Source organism: Brevundimonas sp. (assembly GCF_036402095.1).
Lineage (GTDB): Bacteria > Pseudomonadota > Alphaproteobacteria > Caulobacterales > Caulobacteraceae > Brevundimonas.
This window is the reverse complement of sequence record NZ_DASWTO010000030.1, coordinates 1-9,286: the sequence shown is the minus strand read 5'-3', so window position 1 is coordinate 9,286 and position 9,286 is coordinate 1. Positions and strand designations below refer to the sequence as shown.

Annotated in this window: 9 protein-coding genes; 5 read left to right on the top strand and 4 right to left on the bottom strand. The window is 72.6% G+C overall.

Annotation, left to right across the window (positions count from 1 at the left end; all coding sequences use genetic code 11):
• The 4 genes from VGD32_RS02420 to VGD32_RS02405 all read left to right on the top strand — a co-directional run.
• Positions 1–1,884 (top strand): tetratricopeptide repeat protein (locus VGD32_RS02420; protein WP_331030312.1); only part of this gene is annotated, 1,884 nt, incomplete at its 5' end.
• A gap of 118 nt (positions 1,885–2,002) precedes the next feature.
• Positions 2,003–2,926: a sulfite exporter TauE/SafE family protein gene (locus VGD32_RS02415; protein ID WP_331030311.1), complete on the top strand. Its 924-nt coding sequence runs from the start codon at positions 2,003–2,005 to the stop codon at positions 2,924–2,926.
• The gene (locus VGD32_RS02410; RefSeq protein ID WP_331030310.1) at positions 2,923–3,732 is read left to right on the top strand and encodes a TIGR02186 family protein; all 810 of its coding nucleotides are present in this window, start codon (positions 2,923–2,925) and stop codon (positions 3,730–3,732) included. Before VGD32_RS02415 ends, VGD32_RS02410 begins: the two co-directional genes overlap by 4 nt.
• A 69-nt stretch (positions 3,733–3,801) precedes the next feature.
• Positions 3,802–4,008 (top strand): hypothetical protein, encoded by a 207-nt coding sequence (locus VGD32_RS02405; RefSeq protein ID WP_331030309.1) that lies wholly within the window; start codon positions 3,802–3,804, stop codon positions 4,006–4,008.
• 9 nt (positions 4,009–4,017) lie between these two features.
• Here VGD32_RS02405 and hisC read toward each other — a convergent pair whose 3' ends face one another.
• The 3 genes from hisC to VGD32_RS02390 are packed head-to-tail and all read right to left on the bottom strand — an operon-like array spanning position 4,018 to position 6,859.
• Positions 4,018–5,124 carry a histidinol-phosphate transaminase gene (gene hisC, locus VGD32_RS02400; RefSeq protein ID WP_331030308.1) on the bottom strand — a complete coding sequence of 369 codons (1,107 nt, stop codon included), beginning with the start codon at positions 5,122–5,124 and terminating at the stop codon, positions 4,018–4,020.
• A 17-nt stretch (positions 5,125–5,141) separates the two neighbouring features.
• Positions 5,142–5,825, bottom strand: a complete 684-nt coding sequence (locus VGD32_RS02395) for a hypothetical protein (RefSeq protein ID WP_331030307.1) — start codon at positions 5,823–5,825, stop codon at positions 5,142–5,144.
• Complete coding sequence (locus VGD32_RS02390; protein ID WP_331030306.1) at positions 5,825–6,859, bottom strand: DUF2125 domain-containing protein; 1,035 nt, start codon at positions 6,857–6,859, stop codon at positions 5,825–5,827. Before VGD32_RS02390 ends, VGD32_RS02395 begins: the two co-directional genes overlap by 1 nt.
• A gap of 121 nt (positions 6,860–6,980) precedes the next feature.
• On the opposite strand from VGD32_RS02390, the gene VGD32_RS02385 reads away from it, so the two are divergent.
• The gene (locus VGD32_RS02385) at positions 6,981–7,415 is read left to right on the top strand and encodes a VOC family protein (protein WP_331030305.1); all 435 of its coding nucleotides are present in this window, start codon (positions 6,981–6,983) and stop codon (positions 7,413–7,415) included.
• Between the two features lie 2 nt (positions 7,416–7,417).
• Here the strand turns inward: VGD32_RS02385 and VGD32_RS02380 are convergent.
• A partial coding sequence (locus VGD32_RS02380) for an ATP-dependent DNA helicase (RefSeq protein WP_331030304.1) occupies positions 7,418–9,286 on the bottom strand: 1,869 nt, incomplete at its 5' end.

Sequence of the window (9,286 nt, the reverse complement as noted above, 5' to 3'; positions counted from 1 at the left end):
GAGGAGCGCTCGGCCAAGGCCGTCGAGGCCATGGGTCGCGAGGTCCTGCGCATCGCCCAGAATCTCAACGGCCGCGTCGGCCAGATCGAGGCCGACGCCCCGGCCCGTCTGGAGAAACTGGGCGAGACCCTGACCCGCAAGGTCGAGACCGACATGGGCCGCTTCGCCCAGGGTCTGGAGCAGCGGCTGGTCGCCGCCGACGACCGGCACGCCGTGGCCCACGAGAAGCTGGGCGGCGAGATCACCCGCATGTCCGGCCGGCTGAGCGAGCGCATCGCCCAGTCAGAGCGCCGCTCGCAGCAGGCGCTCGAAGACATCGGCCGCCGCCTCGTCGACAGCTCCAGCCGCATCGAGCAGCATTACGACCGCGCCTCGGGCGAACTGGCGGAACGCATGCGCCTGTCCGAGGAGCGCACCGCCGCCCTGATCGCCGAGGCCCGCCAGAATATCGGCCGCCGCGCCGAACCCGCGCCGGCCCCGGCCCCTTCGGCCGATCTGGCCCAGCCCGACTGGCGCGCCGCGGCCTTCCCCGACGCCGCCTTCCCCGACGCCCCGTTCGCCGAACCCGCCTTCGCCGACGCCGGCTATGACGATCCCGTCTTCGCCGAGCAGCAGGCCTGGTCCGCCGACCTCGCGCCGCCCGATCCCGAACCGGAGCCCCGCGCGCGCGGCGAGGTTCTGACGGCCGACACCGTCTTCGACGCCGTCATGCGCGGACCCGCCGCCGACGCCGCCCCGTCCGCTCCGTTCGGCAGCCGCATGCCGGAGGCGTCTCTGGCCGAGGAGCTCGGACCCGTACCGCAGGCCGCGCCCGCCCAGCCGCAGTCCTTCGCCCAGTCCGCGCCGGCGGTTCAGCCGTCGTTCGGCCAGGGCTTCGGCGGCGCCGACGTCTCCGACGCACTGGCGGCGACCGCCCCCCAGGCCTTCGACGCCGGCCATGAGGATTTCGCGGGCGAGACCGATTTCGTCGATCCGCGCGCCCTGAGGGCCGCGGCGGCGCAGGGACGCGCCTCGTCGACCCGTCAGGCCATCGACGCCGCCCGCGCCGCCATGGCCGCGCCGGAAGAGCCCCCGGCCCGCTCCGGTTTCGGCCTCAAGCGCGGCGGCAAGTCGAAGCTGCAGGAGCGGCTCGACAAACAGGCTTCAAAGGGCGGCGACACGGTGCGCAAGGCGCTCGGCGCCTCGGCGGTGGCGGTGCTGCTGACCGCCGGCGGGGCCGCCGCCTTTGGCGAACTGACCGGCGCCGGCCTGAACATTCCGGGAATGGGCGGCCTGACGCCGGACCCTGAGGCCCAGCCGATCGCCGCGCTCGCGGCCACGCCCGCCGACGCCACGCCGCTGGATCCCGCGCGGGGCGCCGAACTGTACCAGCAGTCCCTGGAACGGATCGACGCGGACGATGCGACCGGGATCGACCTTCTGAAGCAGGCGGCGAGCCTGGGTCATGCGCCGGCCCAGTTGCATCTGGCCGGCCTCTATCAGGAAGGCGCCGCCGGCCTGACGGCCAGCCCGCGCGAAGCGCGGGTGTGGGCGCGCCGGGCGGCCGACAGCGGCGACGCGCGCGGCATGCACGCCTATGGCATGTACCTGTTCGACGGAGTCGGCGGGGCGCAGGATCGCGCCGAGGCGCTCAACTGGCTGCGCAAGGCCGCCGAGAGCGGTCTGGTCGACAGCCAGTTCAACGTCGCCAAGCTGTACGAGACCGGCGACGAGGGCATCCAGCCCGACCTGTCCGAAGCTTACAAATGGTACCTGATCGCCGCCCGGGCAGGCGACGGCGACGCCCAGGCGGCGGTCGAGCGGCTGCGGGCCGGAATGCCGGCGTCCGAGCGCGGCTCCGCCCGGGCTGCGGCGGACGCCTTCCAGGTGGAACCGCTCGCCTGAGACGGCGTCATCTAGCCTTTCTGGCGCATGCGGTGGCGGTGGCCGCGGCTTGCGTCTAGGACACTCTCACCGTCGCCTTTCCGGCGCCTAGCCTCAGTTCCAGCCGAAGGCGCGTCCTTTGGATATCTATCTGCCGATCGCCGAGGTTTCGGTGAACTGGCCGCTCCTGGTCCTGCTGGGAGCGACGGTCGGATTCGTGTCCGGACTGTTCGGCATCGGCGGCGGCTTCCTGATGGCCCCGATCCTGATCTTCCTCGGCATTCCGCCCGCCGTCGCCGTGGCCAGCCAGGCCAGTCACGTCGTGGCGTCCTCGACCTCGGGCGTGATCAGCTACACGAGCCAGAAGGCCGTCGACTACCGCATCGGCGGCGTCATGGCGGCGGGCGGCGTCCTCGGGGCGCTGCTCGGGGTCGAGCTGTTCCGCTATCTGCGCCTGCTCGGTCAGGCCGATCTCGCCGTCGCCCTGTCCTATCTGCTGTTCCTCGGCGCCATCGGCACGCTGATGCTCTACGAAAGCCTCGGGCAGATCCTGCGGCGCATCCGGGGCGAGGTCACGCCGCACAAGGAACGCCGCCGGCCGCTGTGGTTGTACGGCCTGCCATTGCGGATGCGGTTCCCGCGCTCCGGCCTGTATATCAGCGCCATTCCGCCGTTCGCCCTCGGCGCCTTCGCGGGGGTGCTGTCGGCGATCATGGGCGTGGGGGGCGGCTTCATCCTCGTGCCCGCCATGCTCTATGTGCTGCGGATGAAGGCCAGCGTGGTGGTCGGCACCAGCCTGTTCCAGATCATCGTCACCACCGCCATGACCACCATCCTGCAGGCGGGGCGGAACCAGACGGTCGACATCGTCCTGTCGACCATCCTGCTGCTCGGCGGGGTGGTCGGGGCCCAGTACGGCGCCCGCTGGTCCGGTCGCTTCCGCGCCGAGGAACTGCGCGCGGTGCTGGGTCTCATTGTGCTTCTCGTCGGCATCCAGATGGGGCTCGAACTGTTCGTCCGCCCCTCCGACCTGTTCGCCTTCGCGCCCGGGGTGGCGGAATGATCGCCGCCCTGCCGCCCCCGCCGCCCGCCGTGGCGGCTCCCGCGCCCGAACGCTCGGCCGCGACCACCCGGCAGGTGCGCGTCGCCGCCGCGATGACCGACGCCCGGGTCATGGTCGATTCCAGCTTCCGCGGCGCCTCCATCGTGCTGTACGGCGCCGTCTTCAATCCCACCGACGCCCCCACCGATGTCGTGGTCGTCGTGCGCGGCCCCGACGCCCCGGTCCGTCTGGTCAAGAAGACCCGCAACATGGGCGTCTGGCTGAACAGCCGGCCCGTGCTGTTCGAGGGCGCGCCGGGCTTCTACATGACGGCCTCGACGCGGCCCCTGGGCGACATCGCCGACTTCGGCCAGCTGCGGCGGCTCGGCGTCGGCGTCGACCATCTGCGCATCGACGCGCCGCAGGAGAGCCGCACGGTGACCCGCTACGGCGTGCGCGACGTCGTCGTCAGCCGTCTCGGCGAGGATTATCTCGACTGGCGCCGTGCGGTCATTCGCCTGCGCGAGGCGGCCGCCCTCTACGACACCGACGCCGGCGGGGTGGAGTTCGTCGACCGGGGACTGTTCCGGGCCCGGATCGACCTGCCCGCCGTCGCTCCCACCGGACAGTATTTCGCCGAGGTCTGGCTGTTCCAGGACGGCGAGCCGGTGTCGGTTTCCAACCTGACCCTGACCGTCGAAAAGGTCGGCATCGAGCGCCAGATCTTCGAGTTCGCGCACAACCGCCCCTGGACATATGGCGTTCTGTGCGTGCTGCTCGCCGCCTTCACCGGCCTGGTCGCCAGCCGGATTTTCCGCCGCAGCTGAGTTAACCACCCTGCCCGGGAACCGGATCGGCGAAGCTCTGCTTACCGCTTCGGGATGGAGGGTTTCTCAATGCGCAAGCTGTTCAGCGTCTCGGTACTCGTCGCGGCCATGGCGACGGCCACCGCGGCCCAGGCTCCGGACGGACCGGTGCGGCGGAACGATCTCTGCTACATCGAATGTCAGTACCGCTGCTTCGCCCAGCATCCGGGCGGCGGACCGGCCTGGACCCAGTGCTACATCGCCTGCGCCCAGACCAACTGTTCCTCGGGCGGCTGATAGCCGCCGTCAGCGGGCGGCGAACTCGCTGAGGGCGTCCAGCACCGCACGGTTCTGGTCCTCGGTGCCGATGGTGATGCGCAGGCAGTCCGGCAGGCCGTAGCCGCCCACGGGACGCACGATGACGCCCTTCGAGTTCAGGTAGTCGTTGGCGGCCGCGGCGCTCCGCTTCTCGTCCGTGAAGCGGACCAGCACGAAATTGCCGGCGCTGGGCAGGACGTCGAAGCCGAAGCCGCGGATCGCCTGTGTCATGCGCGGCCGCCAGGTGTGGATCAGTTCGCGCGAGGCCTGCTGGTGCGCCTCGTCGCCGAGGGCGGCGACGGCGGCCTCGATGCCCGGGACCGAGACGTTGAACGGCAGGCGGATGCGGTCGACCGCCTCGGCGACCTTCAGCGGCGCATAGCCGAAGCCGATGCGCAGCCCGCCGAGGCCGTGAATCTTCGAAAAGGTCCGCGTGACGACGATGTTCTCGCTGTCGCGGGCCAGGCCGAAGCTGGTCTCCCAGTCCGGCTCGGTGACGTATTCGGCATAGGCCTCGTCGATGACCAGCAGAATGTCCGGCCGCAGCCCCTCGTGCAGGCGGCGGATTTCCTCGGCGGTGTTGTAGCTGCCGGTCGGGTTCGACGGGCTGGAGACGTAGACGATGCGGGTGCGCTCATCGACCTGTTCCAGCAGCGCCTCGGGCGTGGCCTTGAACTCCGGCTCGGGCGCCAGCTTGACCGAGGCCTGGTTGGCCAGGGCGCTGATGCGGTAGGCGAGGAATCCGTACTGGCCGGTGACGATGTTGTCGCCCGGCGTCAGATAGCACTGGTTCAGCAGGGCGAAGACCTCGTCCGAGCCGTTGCCGAAGATCAGCCGCTCCGGCTCCAGCCCGTGGTGATCGGCCACCGCCGTGCGCAGCTTCGTCGCCCGGCCGTCCGGATAGATGTGGATGTTGCGGACCGCCGCCTCATAGGCCTCGCGCGCCTTCTGGCCGGCGCCGAGCATGTTCTCGTTCGACGACAGCTTCATCGGTTCGGCCACGCCCTCGATGCGCGACTTGCCGCCGACATAGGGGGCGATGTCGAGGATGCCGGGCTTGGGCGCGGGGCCCTGGGGCGCGGGCGCGTCGGTCATGGGCGGGGTCCTCGAGGTCAGAATACGGGCGCGGCGCCGATGACGCCGCTCAGGTCGCCGGGCGCGCCGTTCAGCCGCCCGTCGTCGGCCTGCACATAGCCCGCCAGCACGAACAGCTTCAACCCGCCCGCAGCGATCAGCGGATCGGCCGCGAGGCCCGCCTCTCCCAGCGCGCGCACGATGCGGGCGTCCGTCCACGGACTGTCGGTGACCCAGAAGGTGCGGTCGTCGCCGGTCGGCCCCGGATCGGCCGGCTGGACCAGCAGGGCGCGAGGCAGGCCGTGGCCGTGGTCCGGCAGGGCGCCCGTCACCCGCAGGCGCGGCTCGGCCAGCAGCCGCCCCCACCAGGCGGAGGCGCCGGTCAGATCCATCAGCGCCCGCCCGCCCTTGCGGGCCGCGGCCAGGGCCGCCTCGGGCGTCGTCGCCATCCGCGCCGTCAGGCCGAACCGGTCCGAGGCCAGGACCTGGCTGGCCGGGCCCCAGACGGTCAGCGCCGCCCCGGCCGCCGAGTCGAGCCGGCCCAGTACGCATCGCGTGGCGGCCGCCTCCGCCGGCGTCAGGCCCGCCAGCGCACGACGCAGGGCGATGGCCTCCACGTCCGGCGTCGGATGCGGTCCGGCGGCGAGACGCGCCCGCACCGCCTCGGCCACCGCGCGGTCCAGCGCCTGCCGCTCCGGATCGGGCTCGGGGGTCGGCAGCATCAGAACAGCTTCGGCGCCGGGGCCAGGGCGAACGGCCCCAGCCAGGTGCGGCCGTCGCTGAAGCGCAGCACCAGGTCCATCGGCCGGTCGCCCTGGGCTCTGGCGGCGGCGGCGGCCCCGGCGGCGGCCACCCGGTTGACCGCCCCCGAGCGTGACCCGGCCAGTCCGGCCATCGCCTCGCCCGGCCGCTCGGCGGTCAGGGCCAGCCGTCCCTCCAGCCGCCCGTCCCCGCGCGCCGACAGGGCGTCGCTCGACAGGCGGGCGCTGCTCTCCCCGGCCTGCAGCCGGCCCCGGACGGCGGTGAACCGCCCGCCGCCTGCGGTCCAGTTGGCGAACACCCCGGCGCTGTCGACGCCGCGCAGCCGGCTGGCCTGGTCGACGGTCGCCTCGATCTCGAGGCTCAGCCGGCCGGACCTGGCCGCGCCCTCGACCGGGCCGCCCGGCCGGCCGCGCGCCTCGATCAGGCGGAACAGCACGTCCAGCTCGTCGGTCGCCGCCACGCCGTCGGTCAGATGCGGCCGCATCTCGAACTGCACGTGTTCGGCCGAGGCGATCGGAAAGGGTTCGGCCCCCGGCCGCGGGGTGAAGGTCGGCCGGATCAGCTCGGCCCTCAGATCGGGGAAGCGGTCGCGCAGGCGGTTCAGACTCATCCGGATCCCGTCGCCGCCGATGTCGATCTCGCCCTTGCCGGTGCGGCCCAGGGTCAGGCCGTCGGGCGCGATGATCACCCAGTGGCCGGGGTTCCAGGCGTTGGCCTCGGCCACCAGCTCGGGCGCGGAGACGCCGTGGCCCGAGGGGGCGACGATCACCGCCCCGGCAAAGGCCACCCGCGTCCGGAACGGCCAGCCGCCCACCGATACCGGCCGGTGCGTGATGCGCCACCCGTCCTCGCGCAGCGCCTGTTCCTGGGCCGCCAGCCGCGTCTCGATCTGGCCGGCGAGATAGAACCACCAGCCCGTCCACGCCGCCAGCAGCACGCCGACGATCGCGAACGGGACCACGAGGCCGCGGCGGGAATGGCGGGGAGGGGTCATCGCGGCTCCGGTGAGGGCTTGAGGCTGTGAAGCTCCGAAGCCGGGCTGCGTCAAGCGGCCGATCCCGGTCGGAACGCCTTCGAAACCGGTTCGTTCGAGTCGCGCGAACGGGAGAACCGCCATGGAAGCCCAGCGCCTGCATCGCGGCCGCCTGATCGACCACATCCAGCTGGTCGTGCGAGACCTCGAGGCCAGCCGGAAGTTCTACACCGCCCTGTTCGAGGTTCTCGAACTGCCCCTCGGCGGCGAGGGCGACGACTATTTCTGGGTCGACGAGCTGTTCATCTCCACCGCCGACAGCGAGGCGGCGCAGGGAAAGCTCACCGGCCGTCACCACCTCGCCTTCCAGGCCCGCGACCGCGCCATGGTCGACGCCTGGCACAGGGCGGGTCTGCAGGCCGGCGGCGTGGACAACGGCGCGCCCGGCGAACGGCCCTACCATCCCGGCTACTACGCCGCCTTCCTGCTCGATCCCGACGGCAACAACGTCGAGGCCGTCTATCACGGCGAGGCCCGCAAGAGCGCCGACAGCGTCGAGATCACCTTCGAGGCCTGACCTCAGGACAGGAACGCCCCGACCAGCTCGACGGCCTCGGCCAGCCCCATCCGCTGCACCTCGGTCCCGGGCGGCAGGCTGCCGAACAGCCGGGTCGGCGCCGCGGCGTCCAGCATCACGAACACCCCCTTGTCGTCGGCCCGGCGGATCAACCGCCCGAACGCCTGCGCCATCTTCGCCCGCGCCAGCGCATCGTCGAAATTCCGGCCGCCCGCGCCCTCGCCGCCGAACCGCGCCCGGCGCGCCTTGTGCAACAGGTCCGGCCGCGGCCACGGCACCCGGTCGAAGGCGAGGATGCGCAGCGACCGCCCCGGCACGTCGACTCCGTCCCGCACCGCGTCGGTGCCCAGCAGACAGCTGTCCTGCTCGGCCCGGAACACATCGACCAGCGCCCCCACTTCCAGCGGGTCGACATGCTGGGCGTAGAGCGGGAGTCCCGCCTTCGCCAGATCGGGCCCCAACCGCTCATAGACCGCCTTCAGCCGCCGGATCGCCGTGAACAGCCCCAGCCCGCCCCCGCCCGCCGCCAGGAACAGTTCCCGCATCGCCGCCGCCGTCTGGCGCGTGTCGTCCTTGATCAGATCGTTGACGACGATGACCCGGGCGTTGGCCGCGTAGTCGAACGGGCTCTCCACCTTCAGCGTCCGCGCCGGCTCGATCAGCCGCGCCGAGCCGGTCCGCAGCCGGGCCATGTCGAAGGGATCGCCCCCCTCGCTGCCGGAGTTCGGATCGGACAGGGTCGCGCTGGTCACCAGCACCCCGTGCGCCGGCATGATCACCGCCGCCTCCAGCGGCACGGTCGGATCGATCCAGTGCCGCCGCAGCGCCACGTCCATGATCCTTCCGAAGGCCGCCTCGGCCGACAGCCAGTCGACGAAGTCCGGGTCCGGCTCGTCCGACGAGACCTCCAGCGCCGCCAGCATCGACCGCCATCCCGGCAGGGTCATCCGCGCCCGCCGGTCCAGCCCCCGCAAGGCGCCCTCGATCCGCGACCGCTGCGACCCGTCCAGCTCCGCCGCCTCATCGTCGAGGATGTCCTCCAGATGCCGCGCCAGCGCCAGCAGCGGCGCCTCGACCGCGGCCAGCGCCTGCGCCGCCTCCCGCGCCGTCTCCAGCACCGGATCGGTCACCGGCCTGAGCGCGCACTCCATGCCGAACTCGACCCCGCTGCCCGACGCGTTCTCGGATGTCCGCGCCCGCAGCTGCTCCAGCCCCGCCAGCAGGAAGCGTTCGATCGGCCCCACCGGATTGACCTCGCCCGAGGCCGGCGCGATCCGCCCCGACACGCCCTCGCCGGGCAGCTGGGCCGCCGCCCGCACCGCCTCCTGCAGCGCCTTCGTCGCCGCCTCGTTATCGGCGCACAGGTCGCCCAGCCGCTGCTCCAGGCCGCGCCCGCGCCGCCCGCGCCCTTCCGGTCCCCGGATCCAGCGCCGCAGCTCGGCCGCCTCCTGTCCCGACAGACAGGCGGAGAAGGCGCTGTCCGCCGCGTCGAACAGATGGTGGCCCTCGTCGAAGACGATCCGCTTCAGCGCCGCCGTCTCGCCGTCCTGCTTCAGCCCCCGCGCCGACCGCGCCCCGTCGAAGGCCGCCTGCGTCATCACCAGCGCATGGTTGGCCACCACCAGATCGGCGCGGCGGCTCGCCCGGATGGTCTTCTCGACGAAACAGGTCCGGTAGTGCGGGCAGGCGGCGTGGACGCACTCGCCGCGCCGGTCGACCAGATTGGCGGCGCTGGCCTGCTGGCTCGTCCCGACCGCGAACAGCCCCGGCAGCCAGCCGGGATAGTCGCCCCCGGTCATGTCGCCGTCGCGGGTGTGCATGGCCCAGCGGCTGGCCAGCGCCATGCCGATCAGGTCGCCGTTCCCCAGCTG

Coding starts and splice junctions, on each gene's coding strand:
- VGD32_RS02410 (WP_331030310.1), top strand. CDS start 2,923: ATGATCGCCGCCCTGCCGCCCCCGCCGCCCGCCGTGGCGGCTCCCGCG.
- VGD32_RS02405 (WP_331030309.1), top strand. CDS start 3,802: ATGCGCAAGCTGTTCAGCGTCTCGGTACTCGTCGCGGCCATGGCGACG.
- hisC (WP_331030308.1), bottom strand. CDS start 5,124: ATGACCGACGCGCCCGCGCCCCAGGGCCCCGCGCCCAAGCCCGGCATC.
- VGD32_RS02395 (WP_331030307.1), bottom strand. CDS start 5,825: ATGCTGCCGACCCCCGAGCCCGATCCGGAGCGGCAGGCGCTGGACCGC.
- VGD32_RS02390 (WP_331030306.1), bottom strand. CDS start 6,859: ATGACCCCTCCCCGCCATTCCCGCCGCGGCCTCGTGGTCCCGTTCGCG.
- VGD32_RS02385 (WP_331030305.1), top strand. CDS start 6,981: ATGGAAGCCCAGCGCCTGCATCGCGGCCGCCTGATCGACCACATCCAG.